The 17,305-nt window shown below is 66.4% G+C and carries 14 protein-coding genes, 1 tRNA gene and 1 other RNA gene; 15 read left to right on the forward strand and 1 reads right to left on the reverse strand.

What is annotated here, in order from left to right:
* Positions 1 to 251: 251 nt before the first annotated feature.
* The 10 genes from F466_RS0103920 to grxD all read left to right on the forward strand — a co-directional run bounded on the left by F466_RS0103920 (position 252) and on the right by grxD (position 7,997).
* A complete protein-coding gene (locus tag F466_RS0103920; RefSeq protein WP_018993507.1) occupies positions 252 to 1,970 on the forward strand; it encodes a tetratricopeptide repeat protein in 1,719 nt (572 codons plus the stop codon).
* Positions 1,970 to 2,620 (forward strand): lipoprotein insertase outer membrane protein LolB, encoded by a 651-nt coding sequence (lolB, locus tag F466_RS0103925; RefSeq protein WP_051075325.1) that lies wholly within the window; start codon positions 1,970 to 1,972, stop codon positions 2,618 to 2,620. Before F466_RS0103920 ends, lolB begins: the two co-directional genes overlap by 1 nt.
* A complete protein-coding gene (ispE, locus tag F466_RS0103930) occupies positions 2,617 to 3,507 on the forward strand; it encodes a 4-(cytidine 5'-diphospho)-2-C-methyl-D-erythritol kinase (RefSeq protein WP_018137946.1) in 891 nt (296 codons plus the stop codon). The genes lolB and ispE overlap by 4 nt, the downstream gene beginning before the upstream one ends.
* Before the next feature lie 205 nt (positions 3,508 to 3,712).
* Positions 3,713 to 3,787, forward strand: a tRNA-Gln gene (locus F466_RS0103935).
* A 33-nt stretch (positions 3,788 to 3,820) separates the two neighbouring features.
* Positions 3,821 to 3,945: non-coding RNA, RtT sRNA (locus F466_RS13315), on the forward strand.
* A 130-nt stretch (positions 3,946 to 4,075) separates the two neighbouring features.
* Entirely contained in the window at positions 4,076 to 5,032 is a 957-nt protein-coding gene (locus tag F466_RS0103940) for a ribose-phosphate diphosphokinase (RefSeq protein WP_026182170.1), read from the forward strand.
* A gap of 107 nt (positions 5,033 to 5,139) precedes the next feature.
* The gene (locus F466_RS0103945) at positions 5,140 to 5,844 is read left to right on the forward strand and encodes a 50S ribosomal protein L25/general stress protein Ctc (protein ID WP_018993509.1); all 705 of its coding nucleotides are present in this window, start codon (positions 5,140 to 5,142) and stop codon (positions 5,842 to 5,844) included.
* Positions 5,845 to 5,876: 32 nt separating this feature from the next.
* Positions 5,877 to 6,494, forward strand: a complete 618-nt coding sequence (gene pth, locus F466_RS0103950; protein WP_018993510.1) for an aminoacyl-tRNA hydrolase — start codon at positions 5,877 to 5,879, stop codon at positions 6,492 to 6,494.
* Positions 6,491 to 7,585 carry a redox-regulated ATPase YchF gene (gene ychF / locus F466_RS0103955; protein ID WP_018993511.1) on the forward strand — a complete coding sequence of 365 codons (1,095 nt, stop codon included), beginning with the start codon at positions 6,491 to 6,493 and terminating at the stop codon, positions 7,583 to 7,585. Before pth ends, ychF begins: the two co-directional genes overlap by 4 nt.
* Positions 7,586 to 7,667: 82 nt before the next feature.
* Entirely contained in the window at positions 7,668 to 7,997 is a 330-nt protein-coding gene (gene grxD, locus F466_RS0103960) for a Grx4 family monothiol glutaredoxin (protein ID WP_018875229.1), read from the forward strand.
* Positions 7,998 to 8,267: 270 nt separating this feature from the next.
* Here grxD and rnt read toward each other — a convergent pair whose 3' ends face one another.
* Positions 8,268 to 8,954, reverse strand: a complete 687-nt coding sequence (rnt, locus tag F466_RS0103965) for a ribonuclease T (protein WP_018137626.1) — start codon at positions 8,952 to 8,954, stop codon at positions 8,268 to 8,270.
* Positions 8,955 to 9,228: 274 nt separating this feature from the next.
* Between rnt and aceE the strand changes: the two genes are divergently transcribed.
* Genes aceE through F466_RS0103990 form a run of 5 tightly spaced genes read left to right on the forward strand, consistent with a single transcriptional unit; the run spans position 9,229 to position 17,305 of the window.
* A complete protein-coding gene (aceE, locus tag F466_RS0103970) occupies positions 9,229 to 11,892 on the forward strand; it encodes a pyruvate dehydrogenase (acetyl-transferring), homodimeric type (protein ID WP_018137625.1) in 2,664 nt (887 codons plus the stop codon).
* Positions 11,804 to 13,246: a dihydrolipoyllysine-residue acetyltransferase gene (gene aceF, locus F466_RS0103975; protein ID WP_081616957.1), complete on the forward strand. Its 1,443-nt coding sequence runs from the start codon at positions 11,804 to 11,806 to the stop codon at positions 13,244 to 13,246. Before aceE ends, aceF begins: the two co-directional genes overlap by 89 nt.
* 19 nt (positions 13,247 to 13,265) lie before the next feature.
* Complete coding sequence (gene lpdA / locus F466_RS0103980) at positions 13,266 to 15,050, forward strand: dihydrolipoyl dehydrogenase (protein ID WP_018993513.1); 1,785 nt, start codon at positions 13,266 to 13,268, stop codon at positions 15,048 to 15,050.
* A gap of 4 nt (positions 15,051 to 15,054) precedes the next feature.
* The gene (locus F466_RS0103985) at positions 15,055 to 16,023 is read left to right on the forward strand and encodes an OmpA family protein (protein WP_018175351.1); all 969 of its coding nucleotides are present in this window, start codon (positions 15,055 to 15,057) and stop codon (positions 16,021 to 16,023) included.
* Between the two features lie 58 nt (positions 16,024 to 16,081).
* Positions 16,082 to 17,305, forward strand: coding sequence for an argininosuccinate synthase (locus F466_RS0103990; protein ID WP_018137621.1), 1,224 nt, complete (start codon positions 16,082 to 16,084; stop codon positions 17,303 to 17,305).

Raw genomic sequence — 17,305 nt, forward strand, 5'->3', positions numbered from 1 at the left:
CGCTATTGTGCCGCAAATGCCCGGAAAAGGCCCCCAAAACATACAAGTCACCGGGGGAGAAGTGCATTCCCTCGGTGGTGGATGCGTAGTGTACTGGCCCGTGCCGTCCGTTACAGTGTCCAGCCGGTGTGCCGCACGGTTGCCGGTTTGGAACCGTGGCACGGGATGGGCGTCCCATTAGTGATGCAACTAAGCGATGCACTTATCCGAGTCTCCCCAGAATGCAATGGAGTAATCCGATCGGACCCGAAATGATTCGACCCCTATTTGCGGCGCTGGCCGCGCTCGTGCTGGTGGGCTGCGCCCACATGCCTCTGGGCGCCTCGGAGGGCGAGGCCCTGGAGACGGATCGCCCCGTGATCCTCCCGATCATGCCGGCGCAGGACCCGGAAGCGGCCCTGATGCTGGGTGTGCTGGTCGGCGAGATCGCCGTGCGCTCCGGGCAGTACGAGGAGGCTGCGCGCTACTACGGCGCCGCGGCCCTGCTCAGCGACGACCCGGCCATCGCCGAACGGGCCACCCGTATTGCACTGTTCGCCCAGGACCGCAATCAGGCCTTGCAGTCTTCCGAGCGCTGGCGCCAGCTGGCACCGGAGAGCCTGGATGCTTTGCAGCTGTCCACGGTGCTGCGTCTGGACCTGGGGCAGCCGGGCCCCGCTGCCGAGCAGATGGGCACGGTGATTGACCTGCAGGCCGTACAGGGTGGGGACCCCTACGCGGCGCTCGGGGCGGTTGTCGGTCAGACACGCAACCGCGAGGCCGCGCTGGAGGCCCTGGAGAGCCTGACGGATCAGCGTCAGGACGACGTCGGTGTGCATCGCGTATTTGCCGAGGCGGCACTGCGCTTCGCGCCCGGCGAGCCGGCACTGGAGGCGACTGCTCGGGGTGTGGAGCGCTTCCCGGAATCCGTGTCCTTGCGTCTGTTGCGTGCCCGCGCCCTGGACGAGGTGGGGCAGTCCGACGAGGCACTGGAAGAACTGCGCACGACGGTGGCCAACCACCCCGAGAGCCGCGAGGCCCGTTTTGGCTATGCCCGCATGCTGGCGGAGCACGATGATCGCGAGATGGCGCGCGAAGAAATGGACCGCCTGGTCGAGCAGGACCCGGAGGATGTGCAGCTGCTGCTGGCCCTGGCGCTGATGAACCTCGAGGCCGAACAGTTGGGCCCGGCCCGGACCTATCTGGAGCGACTGGATGCCCTGGGCGAGCGCGAGGACGACATCGCCTACTACCTGGGGCGGCTGCACGAGATGGAAGACGACCCGGAGGGCGCCCGCCAGGCCTACGAGCGGGTCGGGGGTGGCGGTCACGCCGATGATGCCCGCCTGCGCGCGGCCCGCATGACGCTGGAGATCGAGGGCGAGTCGGCTGCGCGCGAGCGCTTCGAACAGATGCAGCAGGGTCCGGATGCCGAGCTTGCCCGACGTGCCTATGTTGGCGAGGCGAACCTGCTGCGCGAAAGGGGCGAGTACACGGCTGCGCGCGAACGCCTGAATCGGGGACTGGTGCAGTTCCCCGGCGATACCCGGTTGCTGTACATGCGCGGCCTGGTGCACGAGCGCCAGGATGACATCGAGGCCGCCGAGGCGGATTTTCGCGCGATCCTGGACAACGATCCGGAGAACGTCGCCGCGCTGAATGCGCTGGGCTATACGCTGGCCGATCGCACCGATCGCTATGACGAGGCGCTGGACCTGATCGAACGGGCCTACGCGCAGGAGCCCGACGACGCAGCGATCATCGACAGTTATGGCTGGGTCCTCTATCGCCTCGGGCGCCTCGACGAGGCCGAGGACTTCCTGCGCCGCGCCTACGATCTCTCCGACGACGGCGAGATCGCGAGCAACCTTGCCGTGGTGCTCTGGGAGCGGGGCGAACGCGACGAGGCGCGCTCCATTCTGGAGGCGGCGCTGGAGCGCGAGCCGGATCACGAGCGCCTGCTGCGGGTGCGTGACGAGCTTCTAAATTGATGGCAGCGAGATTCCGCGCACTCTGTGCCCGTTCGCGGGCGAGTGCTGCTCGCTGGGCATCCATCATAGTGTTCGCGCTGGTGCTTGCTGGTTGTGCCGCGCCAATGCCCCGAACCGAAGACCCCGCTGCACGACAGGCCTTCGACGAGCGCGCCGAGGTGGTGAAGGCCTTTGACGAGTGGCGCCTGGCGGCCCGTCTGGGGCTCTCCACCGAGACGGAATACTGGTCCGCGCAGCTGAACTGGCGCGTGCAGCAGGAGCGCCATGTCCTCGACCTGTCCGGCCCGATGGGGCGCGGGGGTGGTCGTCTGACGCTGGCCCCGAATCAACCCGCGGTGCTGGTCACGCGGGCCGGCGAGCAGTATCAGGCCGAGGACCCGGATGCCCTGGTCGCCTACCTGACGAACGAGTCGATACCGGTTTCCGGCATGCGCTACTGGGTGCGGGGTCTGCTCGCACCGGGCGCCGATTACGATCTCGAGACGGACGAGGACGGCTTGCCCCGGCGCATCGAGCAGTCCGGCTGGGTGATCGAGTTCGGCGAGTTCGATGAGGTTGACGGCATAGCGCTCCCGGTGCGCATGGACCTCGAGCGCGAGGGCGTGGAGCTGCGCGTGCGCATCGCCAACTGGCACATGGCGACGCGATGAGCGGCGATTTCGATGTGGCCTTCCCCGCGCCGGCCAAGATCAACCGATTTCTGCATATCACGGGGCGGCGCGCCGATGGTTACCATGAGCTGCAGAGCGTGTTTCAGTTCGTCGGGCTGGCGGATTCGCTGCGCTTCGAACCGCTGGAGCGGGGGCGATTCGAGATGTCGGCCGGGGCGCTCGATGGAGGTCACAACCTGTGCCTGCGGGCCGCGCGGGCGCTGGCGGAGGCCAGCGGTTCATCCTTTGGGGTGCGGGTGCATCTCGACAAGCGCATCCCGATTGGAGGTGGCCTGGGTGGGGGCAGTTCCGACGCCGCAACCACGCTGGTCGTACTGAACCGACTATTCGATCTCGGGCTGTTGGAGGATGACCTGGCCGCGATTGGATTGGGCCTGGGGGCTGATGTGCCGGTTTTTGTGCGCGGCCGGGCGGCCTGGGCCGAAGGCGTCGGGGATCGCCTGGTTCCTCTGGAGCCGGATCTGGCCTGGTTGCTGCTGGTGGACCCCGGCGTTTCGGTGGCGACAGGGCCCATGTTTGGCTCAGCGGAATTGACACGCGACTGTCCCGCCGAGACAATTTCGCCCGAAATTGATGCCGCGCGCTTTCGTAATGTGTTCGAGCCGCTGGTTCGCCGGCAGTATCCACTCGTTGCCGAGGCACTGGACTGGATGGGCGGGCAAACGGAGCGCGCGCGGCTGAGCGGCACTGGGGGCTGTATCTTCGGGATGTTCCCGAACGAGCAGGCTGCCCGCCAGGCGCAGGCCGCACAGCCCCGTCCCTGGCGGAGCTGGGTGACGCCGCTGACGAACGTGTCGCCCCTGCGGCAGTGGCTCCCGGGCAGCGCCGCCGCCGAGGGTGCCGAACAACAAGTAATTGGGCCGTAGCCAAGCGGTAAGGCAACGGGTTTTGATCCCGTCATGCGCAGGTTCGACCCGAGCGGCGCAGCCGCGAGAGCACGCCACCGCAGGTGGCGCCCGAAGGGTGGCGCGCAGCGCCATCATCCTGCCGGCCCGGATCGGCGGCAGCCGATCCGCCATCGGTTCCGGAAGCGGAACCTGGGCAGGGTTGGGGCAGGCAACAACGAGCAATTGGGCCGTAGCCAAGCGGTAAGGCAACGGGTTTTGATCCCGTCATGCGCAGGTTCGAATCCTGCCGGCCCAGCCATACAACGAAACCCGCGGCGCATGGCGCCGCGGCACCGGCCAAAGGGCCGGCAGGATGGGAACCGGGTTCGACTCGAGCGGCATAGCCGCGAGAGGACGCCGTCACTGGCGGCGGCCCGAAGGGCGGCGCGAAGCGCCGTAATCCTGCCGGCCCAGCCATACAACGCGGGTGGTGATGCTGGATATCGCCACCGCGCCACACACCACCGGCCCCGGCGCCACGCCGGGGTCTATTTTGGAGCCAGGTGACCCGTTCACCCGCTCCGCACCACCCAGACCGGAAAAAACCGTGGTCGACAAGAGCCGAATGATGGTCTTCGCGGGGAACGCGAACCCCCGCCTGGCACAGAGCGTTGCCGAGCACCTGGGCCTGCCGATGGGCAAGGCGATTGTGGGCCGCTTCAGCGACGGCGAGGTGCAGGTCGAGATCCTGGAGAACGTGCGCGGTCGCGACGTGTTCCTGATCCAGCCGACCGGGCAGCCGACCAACGAGAACATCATGGAGCTGGTCATCATGGTGGACGCGCTGCGGCGCGCCTCGGCCGGTCGCATTACCACCGTGATCCCGTACTTCGGCTACGCCCGCCAGGACCGCCGGGTGCGCTCGGCGCGGGTGCCGATTTCGGCCAAGGTGGTCGCGAACATGATCGAGGCGGTCGGTGCCGATCGCGTGCTGACTATCGATGTGCACGCGGATCAGGTGCAGGGTTTCTTCAACGTCCCGGTGGACAACATCTACGCCTCGCCGGTGCTGCTGGGCGATGTCTGGCGGCATGTCTCCGGCAATCTGACCGTGGTTTCGCCGGATGTTGGCGGTGTGGTGCGTGCCCGCGCGATTGCCAAGCGCCTGGATGATGCCGATCTGGCGATCATCGACAAGCGCCGTCCGCGTGCGAACGAGTCCGAGGTGATGCATATCATCGGTGATGTGCGCGACAAGTCCTGCATCATCATCGACGACCTAGTGGATACCGCCGGCACGCTGTGTCAGGCGGCCAAGGCCCTGAAGGCGCACGGTGCGGCGTCGGTGAGCGCCTACGCCACGCACCCCGTGCTTTCTGGTGCAGCAATTGATAATATTAACGGTTCGGCGCTGGACGAGCTGGTGGTGACCGACACTCTGGCCCTGCAGCCGAATGCCCAGGCCTGTGCAAAGATCCGGCAGCTGTCGGTCGCGGAGATGCTGGCCGAGACCATTCGTCGGATTAATCTCGAGGAATCGGTCAGTTCGCTGTTTGTGGACTGAAGCCTCGGGCGCAAGGCGCTACTGGCGCCACGATTTCGGGGGATTGTCCCCCAACTTCACGCCTCATCTGGTCGCGGATGAGGCGTGTTCATTTGGAGAAAGCAACGATGAGCATGAGTTTTACCATTGAAGCCGAGAAGCGGGACGAGCAGGGATCGAGTGCGAGCCGCCGCCTGCGTCGCGCCGGCAAGCTGCCCGCCATCCTGTACGGTGGCGAGAATGACGCGCAGCCGATCACCCTCGACCACAACGCGATGGTGCACAACCTGAAGCATGATGCGTTCTACTCGCACATCCTGACGGTCAAGCTGGATGGCAAGAGCGAGAAGGCGATCCTGCGCGACGTGCAGCGTCATCCGTTCAAGCCGACCATCTACCACGTGGATCTGCTGCGTGTGTCGGCGAACCAGCCGATCCGTGTGCACGTGCCGCTGCACTTCCACAATGAGGAAGAATGCAAGGGCGTGAAGCTGGGTGGTGGCATGGTCAGCCGCATGCTGAACGACATCGAAGTCGAGTGCCTGCCGGGCGACCTGCCCGAGTCCATCGACATCGATGTGGTCGAGATGGACGTCGGTGACACCATCCACATCTCCGAGCTGAAACTGCCGAAGGGTGTGGAAAGTGTGGCCCTGATGCACGGCGAGGACTACGACTACGCCGTGGTCAGTGTCCTGCTCCCGCGTGCCGCGAAGGCCGAAGAAGAAGAGGGCGAGGAAGTCGAAGCCGCCGAGGCCGAGGGTGCCGAGGCCGAGGGTGGCGAAGAAGCGTCCTCCTCCGGCGACGAAGGCGGGTCCGAGGACAAGGAATAAGCCTCACGGCCATTCCTGCGCCCTTCTGACCCATGGCTATTCGCCTGATCGTCGGGCTGGGCAATCCGGGCCCGCGTTATGCCGAGACCCGGCATAACGCGGGCTTCTGGTTTGTGGATGCCCTGGCTCGTCGTCATTCCACCGAATTTCGCAGCGAGGGCCGCTTCGATGGCGAGGCGGCGCGGCTGACTCTGCCCGAGGGCGACTGCTGGCTGTTCAAGCCCATGAGTTTCATGAACAAGAGCGGTCTCCCGGTGCGCAAGTGCGCGGATTTCTATCGTATTGCCCCGGAAGAGATTCTCGTGGTGCATGACGAGCTCGACCTGGACCCCGGTGTCGCGCGCCTGAAGATGGGCGGCGGGCACGGTGGCCACAATGGTCTGCGCGACCTGCATCGCCATATGGGTGGGCCGAACTATGCCCGGCTGCGCCTGGGTATCGGTCACCCCGGGCATCGTGACGACGTCGTCCCGTTCGTGCTGGACCGGCCTGGTCGGGACGATGCCCGTGCGATCGAGGATGCCATCGATGCCGCGCTGGACCAGGTGCCGGCGCTGATTGCCGGGCGCTGGGACGAGGCTGTACGCAATCTGCATGGCGGCGGGTCGAAGGCGGCCCCCGGTCGCACAACCCCCGAGGAAACCCGATGAGTCTGAAGTGCGGGATCGTCGGCCTGCCGAACGTCGGCAAGTCGACCCTGTTCAATGCCCTGACCCGCGCCGAGATCGCCGCGGAGAACTATCCGTTCTGCACCATCGACCCGAACGTGGGCGTGGTGGAGGTGCCGGATCCGCGCCTGGCGCGGCTCACCGAGATCGTGAAGCCCGAGCGTACGCTGGCCACCACGGTGGAGTTCGTCGACATCGCCGGTCTGGTGGCCGGTGCCGCGCAGGGCGAGGGGCTGGGCAACAAGTTCCTGGCTCACATCCGCGAGACGGATGCGATCGCCCAGGTGGTGCGCTGTTTCGAGGACGATGACATCGTGCACGTGGCCGGCAAGGTTGATCCACTGGCCGATATCGAGACGATCAGCACCGAGTTGATGCTGGCGGACCTCGAGACCGCCAGCAAGGCGCTGACCCGACTGGCGCGCGCGGCGAAGTCGCAGGACAAGACGGCCATCGCGCAGCTGAAGGCGGCCGAAAAAGTCGCGGCCGGCCTGGATCAGGGGATTCCGGCGCGGGCCCAGGACCTGGACGAGGACGAGCGGCGCCTGCTCTATGACCTGCATCTGCTGACGATCAAGCCGCTGATGTATATCGCCAACGTCGACGAGGCCTCGCTGGCCGGCGGCAACGCGATGGTCGAGGCGGTACAGGCCAAGGCGACCGAGGAGGGCGCCGAGGTGGTCAGCGTCTGTGCGGCCATCGAGGCCGAGATCGCCGTGCTGGATCCGGAGGAGCGGGCCGAATTCCTGGCCGATCTCGGGCTCGAGGAGCCGGGGCTGGATCGGGTGATCCGTACCGCCTACCGGCTTCTGGACCTGCAGACCTTCTTTACCGCCGGCGAGAAAGAAGTGCGAGCCTGGACCGTGCGTCGGGGTTCCACTGCGCCGCAGGCCGCGGGTGTCATCCATACCGATTTCGAGCGCGGTTTCATCCGTGCCGAAGTGGTGGGGTATGACGACTTCGTCGCGAACAATGGCGAGCAGGGTGCGAAGGACGCCGGGAAATGGCGCCTGGAAGGCAAGGAATACCTAATGCACGAAGGCGACGTGGTACATTTCCGCTTCAATGTCTGAGCGTTACACTGCGAATTGATTATCGGGTGTGGTGCCGCTGGTGCCTCGCCCTGTTTTGCACCGAATCTTTGGGAGTACTTCGATGGACGTAATGGACCGCATCCGCCAGCAGGTGGAAGACAATCCGGTAGTGATCTTCATGAAGGGCACCCCGCAGTTCCCGATGTGTGGCTTCTCCAGCCGCGCGGTCGAGGCGCTCAAGCGCTGCGAGCAGGAGTTCGCCTACGTGAACGTGATCGCTGACCAGGAGGTCATGCAGAACCTGCCGCGCTTCGCCGACTGGCCGACCTTCCCGCAGGTCTATGTGGATGGCGAGCTGATCGGTGGCTGCGACATCACCCTTGAGATGTTCGAAAGCGGTGAGCTGAAGAAGGCGGTCGAAGAGGCCCACGCCAAGCGCGCGGCGAGTTAGAACTCCTGGTGCGTCAGCCCGAAGGGCTGTCGCACACCCCAAAACCGTCATCGCGAGGCCCCGCCAGGGACCGTGGCGATCTCCTGACGTAGCCCCCGGGCCCTGCCAGGGGCCGTGGCGATCTCCTGACGTAGCCCCCGGGCCCTGCCGCCGCCGAAATGTCGGGCGATTGCTTCACCCCCTGCGGGGTTCGCAATGACGGGGTTGCGGTAGTGTCATCGCGAGCCCCGCAGGGGCATGGCGATCTGTGGGTGTTACCCCGGGTCGGGGTCAGCTCCCCGGCGGCAGCTCTTCCGGGTCGGGCAGGCGCAGGGCGTTCTGCGGGACCCCGACCCCGTCCTGCCAGCGGTTCGCGATCTGGCAGAAAATATCCGCTGTCTTTTCCGCATCAAATGCCGCGCTGTGAGCGGCTTCCGTATCCCATCCCAGCCCCGCGGCATCGGCCGCCCGTGCCAGCACCGTCTGGCCGAACGCCAGTGCGGCCAGGGACACGGTATCCAGGCTGGAAAACGGGTGGAACGGGTTGCGCTTGATCCCGCAGCGCTCGGCGGCGGTATGCACGAAGCCGAGATCGAAGTGTGCGTTGTGCCCGACCAGGATTGCGCGCTTGCAGTGGTTGATCTTCACCTCCCGTCGGACCTCGCTGAACAGCCGGCCCATGGCCTGATCTTCGGGGTAGGCCGCGCGCAGCGGGTGGTAGGGGTCGATCCCGTTCACCTCCAGCGACTTTGGATCCATCTCCGACCCCTCATAGGGGCGCACGTGCAGGCTCACGGTGCGGTCGCGCACCAGATGGTCGTTTTCGTCGCGGCGCAGGAACACGGCCGCGACCTGCAAAAGGGCATGTCGCCGACAATCGAAGCCTCCCGTCTCGACATCTACCACAACGGGCAGGAAGCCGCGAAATCGGTTTGCCATGGGGCGGTGTTGCGGGTCCAGCTGGACGGGTTCGGCCATCGGTGTGCTCGGTCCTGAATGGGGTCGGCGGGCGGTATTCGCGGGTGTTGGCGGCGAGAGCGTGGGCTTTCGTGATGTTTGCGGCTTTTCCCGCAGATTTTCCCGAAGATCGGCGCCATAGGCGGCTTTCGCTTGACCTGTTGGCGGCTCAGTCGGGATACTTGCGCCTTTTATGCCCGCCCAACACCGGCGCATGGTAGCAAATGCCCGCCCGCCCGGTGGCCTGGAGCCGTGATGGCATCCTGATTCCCAACCCGTTTTCAGGGGTAGACGCATGGACCCGAACGCGACCGAACACGATATCGACCCGCAGGAGACCCAGGAGTGGATTGACGCCCTGGCCTCCGTGCTGGAGACCGACGGCCCCGAACGGGCGCACGCCCTGCTGGAGCGCCTGGTCGACAAGGCGCGCCGCAGCGGGGCCTACCTCCCGTATTCGGCCAATACCGCCTACGTGAACACCATCCCTACGCACCTGGAGCCCGAATACCCGGGCGACGGCGCGGTGGAGCACCGCATCCGCTCCTATATCCGCTGGAACGCGATGGCGATGGTGGTCAAGGCCAACCGCGTATCGGCCGAGCTGGGCGGGCATATCGCGACCTTCGCATCCGCCGCTACGCTCTATGACGTCGGCTTTAATCACTTCTGGCACGCCCCGTCGCACGATCATGGCGGCGACCTGCTGTTTGCCCAGGGGCACTCCTCGCCGGGGATCTATGCCCGCGCGTTCATGGAAGGCCGCCTGACCGAGGAGCAGCTGGACCACTTCCGCCGCGAGGTGGACGGCAAGGGCCTGTCCTCCTACCCGCATCCCTGGCTGATGCCGGACTTCTGGCAGTTCCCGACCGTGTCCATGGGGCTGGGCCCGATCATGAGCATCTACCAGGCGCGTTTCATGCGCTATCTGCAGGATCGCGGCCTGGCGCAGACCGAGAACCGCCGCGTCTGGAGCTTTGTCGGTGACGGCGAGGTGGACGAGCCGGAGACCCTGGGGGCAATCACGCTGGCCTCGCGCGAGAAGCTGGACAACCTGACCTGGGTGGTGAACTGCAACCTGCAGCGCCTGGACGGCCCGGTCCGCGGCAACGGCAAGATCGTCCAGGAGCTGGAGGCGATCTTCCGCGGCGCCGGGTGGAACGTGGTCAAGGTGCTGTGGGGCCGCTACTGGGACCCGCTGCTGGCGAAGGACACTGACGGCCTGCTGCAGAAACGCATGATGGAGGCGGTCGACGGCGACTACCAGAACTACAAGTCGCGCGATGGCGCCTACGTCCGCGAGCACTTCTTCGGCAAGTACCCCGAGCTCAAGCGCATGGTGGCCAATATGTCCGACGAGGACATCTGGCGCCTGAATCGCGGTGGCCATGACCCGGTCAAGGTCTATGCAGCCTACAAGGAGGCCGCGGAGCACAAGGGGCAGCCGACCGTGATCCTCGCGCACACCGTGAAGGGCTACGGCATGGGGTCGGCGGGCGAGGCCCAGAACCGTACCCACAGCCAGAAGAAGATGGACGCGGACGACATGAAGCAGTTCCGCGACCGCTTCAACATCCCGCTGTCCGACGAGCAGGTGGAGAAGGCCGAGTACATCAAGCCGGACCCCGACTCCGAAGAAATGAAGTACATGCACGAGCGGCGCAAGGACCTGGGCGGCTATTTGCCGGTGCGCCGCCCGCTGGCCACCCCGCTGGAGATCCCGGGGCTGGACGCCTTCAACGGCCTGCTGGAGGCCTCCGGCGAGCGCGAGATGTCCACCACCATGGCCTTCGTGCGTCTGCTGACCCTGCTTGCCCGCGACAAGAAGATCGGCAAGAACATCGTCCCGATCGTGCCCGACGAGGCGCGTACCTTCGGCATGGAAGGGCTGTTCCGCCAGCTGGGAATCTACTCCTCGGTCGGTCAGCTCTACGAGCCGCAGGACAAGGACCAGGTGATGTATTACAAGGAGGACAAGAAGGGCCAGATTCTCGAAGAGGGGATCAACGAGGCCGGTTCCATGTCCTCCTGGATCGCGGCGGCCACCTCCTACTCCACCCATGGCGTGGCGATGGTGCCGTTCTACATCTTCTATTCGATGTTCGGCTTCCAGCGCATTGGCGACCTGATCTGGGCCGCTGGCGACATGCGTGCCCGTGGCTTCCTGATGGGGGCGACCGCCGGGCGTACCACCCTGGCCGGTGAGGGCCTGCAGCACGACGACGGCCACAGTCTGATGATGGCCGCCAACGTGCCCAACTGCATCGCCTACGACCCGACCTTCGCCTTTGAGCTGGCGGTGATCGTGCAGGACGGCATGCGCCGTATGTACGCGGAGCAGGAGAGCGTCTTCTACTACATCACCGTAATGAACGAGAACTACCCGCAGCCGGCCATGCCGAAGGGCGCCGAGGAAGGCATCCGCCGCGGCCTGTACCGGCTGCAGGCGGGTGGGCGCAAGAAAAAGAAGGTGCGCCTGCTGGGTTCCGGCACCATCCTGCGCGAGGCCATTGCCGCCGCCGAACTGCTGGATAAGGACTTCGGCGTCGCCGCCGAGGTCTGGAGCGCGACCAGCTTCAACGAGCTGGCCCGCGACGGCCGCGATGTCGAGCGCCATGCGCGGCTGCATCCGGAGGCCAAGCCGCGCAAGTCCTGGGTGGAGGAATGTCTGGGTGGCTCGGAGGATCCGGTAATCGCCGCGACCGACTACGTGCAGGCCTATGCCGACCAGATCCGTGCCTTCGTGCCGGCCGAATACCGCGTGCTGGGGACCGACGGCTTCGGTCGCTCGGATACCCGTGCCGCGCTGCGCCGCCACTTCGAGGTGGATCGTTACCACATCGCGGTCACGGCCCTGAAGGCCTTGGCCGATAACGGGACCGTCGAGGTCAAGACCGTCTCCGACGCGATCAAGAAGTACAAGATCGACGTCGAACGGCCCAACCCCTTGCAGGCCTGAGGCCGCCGGACCCGAGGCAGGAGCAGACATGAGCAACACGACTACTGTGCACGTCCCGGATATCGGCGACTTCAAGGACGTCGAGATCATCGAGGTCATCGTCAGCCCCGGCGACACCGTGGCCCCCGAGGATCCGCTGATCACGCTGGAGTCCGACAAGGCCTCCATCGAGATCCCGGCCCCGCAGGGCGGCACCGTGAAGGCGCTGAAGGTGAAGGCCGGCGACCGCGTCAACCAGGGCGACCCGATCCTGGAGCTGGAGCCCTCCGACAAGGGCGCGGCCGAGGACACCTCAGCCAACGACGAGGCGCCGAAGCAGGAAGCGCCGTCTCCCTCGGGTGGGCAGGCCGAGTCGGCCCCCGAGGCCGAGCAGCCGAAGCCGTCCGAGGCGCCGAAAGCGGCCGATCGGGCCGATCCGCGGCCGTCGCCGACCGAGCACATCCGCGACGAGTCGGCCTTCCGCAAGGCCCATGCCTCGCCGGTGGTGCGCAAGTTCGCGCGCGAGCTGGGCGTGGACCTGAGCAAGGTCGAGGGTTCCGGGCGCAAGGGGCGCATCCTGCGCGAGGACGTGCAGGGCTTCGTCAAGCGCGCGCTGAGCCAGGGCGCCGGCGGCGGCCTGGGGGTTGAGCCGATGCCGGAGATCGACTTCTCCGAGTTCGGTCCGATCGAGACCCAGCCGCTGTCGAAGATCAACAAGCTCACCGGCAAGAACCTGCATCGCAACTGGGTCACTGTCCCGCACGTGACCCAGTTCGACGAGGCCGACATCACCGAGCTCGAGGACTTCCGCAAGTCGCTGAAGGCCGAGTACGAGAAGAAGGGCGTGAAGGTTACCTTCCTGCCGTTCCTGATGAAGGCGGTGGTTTCCGCGCTCAAGCAGTACCCGCGCTTCAATGCCTCGCTGGATGCGACCGGCGAGAACCTGATCCTGAAGCAGTACTACAACCTCGGCATCGCGGTGGACACGCCGGACGGTCTGGTCGTCCCGGTGGTGCGCGATGTGGATCGCAAGAGCCTGGTCGACATCGCCTCCGAGCTGATGGACCTGTCCCAGCGCGCCCGCGACAAGAAGCTGAAGCCCGCGGACATGCAGGGCGGCTGCCTGACCATCTCCAGCCTCGGCGGGATCGGCGGCACCCAGTTCACGCCGATCGTGAATGCCCCCGAGGTCGCGATCCTCGGGGTGTCGCGCTCCAGCATGAAGCCCGTCTGGAACGGCAAGGAGTTCGAGCCGCGCCTGATCCTGCCGCTGGCGCTGTCCTACGATCACCGGGTGATCGATGGCGCGCTGGGCGCCCGTTTTGCCACCACGCTGAGCGCATTGCTGTCCGACATGCGCCGCATGCTGCTGTAATCGCAACCGGAGTGACTGGATGAGCCAGACGAAGACCATCGAGGTCCCGGATATCGGGGATTTCAAGGACGTCGAGATCATCGAGGTCCTGGTACAGCCGGGCAGCGAGATCGCGCCGGAAGACCCGCTGATCACGCTGGAGTCCGACAAGGCGACCATCGACGTGCCCGCCCCAGAGGCCGGCACCGTGAAGAAGCTGCATGTGAAGGTCGGGGACAAGGTCTCCCAGGGCAGCAAGCTCCTCGATCTCGAGGCCAGTGGCGAGGCTGCGGGCGGAAGCGATGACGCCCCCGCATCCGGTGGCGAGAAGACCGAATCCGCCAAGGTGGAATCGGGCGCCGCGAGTGAGCCGCAGAAGGCGGCACCCAAGGCGGCCGCCGACCCGAATACCGACAGCCAGTGCCAGGTCCTGGTGCTGGGCTCCGGCCCCGGCGGCTATACCGCCGCCTTCCGCGCCGCGGACCTGGGGCTGGACGTGGTGATGGTCGAGCGCTACCCGCAGATCGGTGGGGTCTGCCTGAACGTCGGCTGTATCCCGTCCAAGGCGCTGCTGCACGCCGGCGAGGTGCTGCACGAGGCTGAGCGCTTTGCCGCGCTGGGCATCAAGTTCGGCGAGCCGGAGATCGATCTCGACGGCCTGCGGGGCTACAAGGACAAGACGGTCAAGAAGCTGACCGGCGGGCTCAAGCAGCTGTGCAAGCAGCGCAAGGTGCGCGTGGTGCAGGGCACGGGCGAGTTCGTCGGCGCCAACAGTATCGCCGTGGAGGGCGATGATGGCCGTGAAGTGATCGGCTTCGAACACGCGATCATCGCGGTCGGCTCGCAGGCGATCAAGCTGCCCGGCTTCCCCTGGGACGACGAGCGGGTGATGGATTCCACCGATGCCCTCGATCTCGCCGAGATCCCCGAGCGCTTGCTGGTGGTCGGCGGCGGCATCATCGGCCTCGAGATGGCCTGTGTATACGAGTCGCTGGGCAGCAAGGTCACGGTGGTCGAGCTGTCCGATACCCTGATGCCGGGCGCGGACCGCGACATCGTGCGCCCGTTCGAGAAGCGTGCGAAGAAGCGCTTCGAGAATATCTTCCTCAAGAGCAAGGTGAACGGGGCCAAGGCCACCAAGGCCGGGATCGTCTGCCAGTTCGAGGGCGAGGCCAAGGGCCTGCCGGAAGAGGATACCTTCGACCGTGTGCTGGTTGCCGTGGGGCGCAGCCCGAATGGCGCGAAGATCAGTGCCGAGGCGGCGGGCGTGCAGGTAACCGAGCGCGGCTTCATTGAGGTCGACAGCCAGCAGCGCACGAACGTCGAGCACATCTTCGCCATCGGCGACGTGGTCGGCCAGCCGATGCTGGCGCACAAGGCCACCCACGAGGGCAAGGTCGCGGCCGAGGTGATCGCCGGGCACAAGGTGCACTTCGACGCGCGCGCGATCCCGTCGGTGGCCTATACCCACCCCGAGGTCGCCTGGATGGGCGTGACCGAGGAACAGGCCAAGGCCGACGGCATCGAGTACACCAAGGGCGTGTTCCCCTGGGCCGCCTCCGGCCGCGCAATTGCGCTGGGTGCCGAGGACGGCATGACCAAGCTGCTGTTCGACGCCGATGGCCGGGTGATCGGCGCGGGTCTGGTGGGGCCGTCCGCCGGCGATCTGATCGGCGAGGCGATGCTGGCACTGGAGATGGGGGCGGAGATGGAAGACATCGGTCTGACCGTGCATCCGCACCCGACCCTGAGCGAGACGGTGGCCTTCGCCGCCGAGGTCGCGCACGGTTCGATCACCGATATCCTGCCGCCCAAGAGTCGCTAGTTCCGTGTCCGTGCTGCGCCGTCTTGCTCTCCTGGTTTTCGGGGGACTGTGGCTGGCGCACGGGGTGGCTCAGGCGGGGGTCGTGCCTCACCGTGAATCGCTGGAGCGCAGCGACTGGCAGGTGATCGAACTGGACGATGCCTGCCGCATCGAGCAGGGCGTTCGCCACGGCGGTACGCTGCGCTTCGAGACCCAGCCAGGCCTGGCGCTTCGCGCCTTCTGGCTTGCCCCCTACGCAATGCCCGAGGGCGCCACCGCGCGATTGCGCACCGGGGCCCCGGAGTGGCTTGGGGCGAGTCCGAAGTCGCCCCTGGATCTCGAGTTGCGGGCCGAACGACCCGATCGTTTCCGGGTTCCGGACGCGCATGTTCAGGCGCTCCAGGCCCGCCTTCTGGTGGGGCATGACGTGCGGATCGATTTCCCCGGTGCCGAGGACGCGGTGCATTTTCGCGGCATCCGTTTTGCCCAGCGTGCCGGGGCCTTCGAGGCCTGCTACACCGGGGCCGAGGGCCCGGATGTCGGGGCGCTGGATCGCTGGTCGGTGTACTTCGCAACCGGCAGCCGCGAACTGGATTCCAGAGGGCGCGAGACCGTCGCCCGTGCGGCCGAGACCCTGCGCACAGTAGAAGGCCCACGGGTGCGCCTGGTCGGCCTGACCGACGCCGAAGGCTCGCGCGAGGTTAACGAGCGTCTGAGTCGCCAGCGCGCAGAGGCGGTGCGCGCGGCGCTGGTGGAGGCGGGTGTGCCGGGCGATGGATTGACGGTCGAGGCCGGTGGTGTCGACCCGGACGCGGACGGCGAGCGCGAGGGTTCGCGCCGGGTGGATATCTGGTGGCTGGGTGGCGCGGACGCCGCAGCCAGACCATCTTCCGTTGCGGAAACCGCTGTTGACGCCGGCCGCGAGCTGCCCCCGGCCGAGCCGCGGGCGGCGCCGGAGTCTCCCCGGGGCGCCCCGGCCTCCGCGGGCTGGTAGTGAAGCCCGTCACAAAAACGACTATAACTCTCAAGAAGAAAGAAGGATTGGTATTCCCATGAGTTCGAAGATTTCCCGTGTCGTGCTGGCCTATTCCGGTGGCCTGGATACCTCCGTGATCCTCAAGTGGCTGGAGGATCAGTACGGCTGCGAGGTGATCACCTTCACCGCCGATCTGGGCCAGGGCGAGGAGGTTGAGCCGGCCCGCGCCAAGGCCGAGGCCCTGGGGGTCAAGCAGATCTACATCGAGGACCTGCGCGAGACCTTCGTGCGCGACTACGTGTTCCCGATGTTCCGCGCGAACACCATCTACGAGGGCGAGTACCTGCTGGGTACCTCGATCGCACGGCCACTGATCGCGCGCCGGATGGTGGAGATCGCCGAGGAGACCGGCGCCGACGCCATCGCCCATGGCGCGACCGGCAAGGGCAATGACCAGGTCCGCTTCGAGCTCGGGGCCTATGCGCTGAAGCCGGGCATCCAGGTGATCGCCCCTTGGCGCGAGTGGGACCTGAACTCGCGCGAACGCCTGATGGCCTACGCCGAGCAGCACAACATCCCGGTGGACTACGCTAAGAAGGGTACGAAGTCGCCGTACTCCATGGATGCCAACCTGCTGCACATCTCCTACGAGGGCGGCCCGCTGGAAGACCCGTGGACCGAGGCCGAGGAAGACATGTGGCGCTGGTCGGTCTCCCCGGAGGCGGCACCGGACGAATCCGAGACGCTGACCATCGGTTTCGAGAAGGGCGACCCGGTCTCGATCAATGGCGAGCGTATGAGCGCGGCCGAGCTGCTCGCGAAGCTCAACGAACGCGGCGGGGCCCACGGCGTCGGCCGTCTCGATATCGTCGAGAACCGCTATGTCGGCATGAAGTCGCGCGGCTGCTACGAGACCCCGGGCGGCACCATCCTGCTCAAGGCGCGCCGGGCGCTGGAGTCGATCACCCTGGATCGCGAGGCCGCGCACCTGAAGGACGAGCTGATGCCGCGCTACGCCAGCCTGATCTACAACGGATACTGGTGGAGTCCGGAGCGGCGCATGCTGCAGGCCGCGATCGATGACACCCAGGGTGTGGTCAACGGCGAGGTGCGCCTGCGTCTGTACAAGGGCAACGTGATCGTCGCCGGCCGCCGCTCCGAGGACACCCTGTTCGACGACGCGATTGCTACCTTCGAGGACGATGCCGGCGCCTATGACCAGAAGGACGCCGAGGGTTTCATTCGCCTGAACGCACTGCGCCTGCGCATCGCCGCCAGCCGCAATCGGAAGCCCACATGA

The organism is Thioalkalivibrio sp. ALgr1, assembly GCF_000378285.1.
Classification (GTDB): domain Bacteria; phylum Pseudomonadota; class Gammaproteobacteria; order Ectothiorhodospirales; family Ectothiorhodospiraceae; genus Thioalkalivibrio.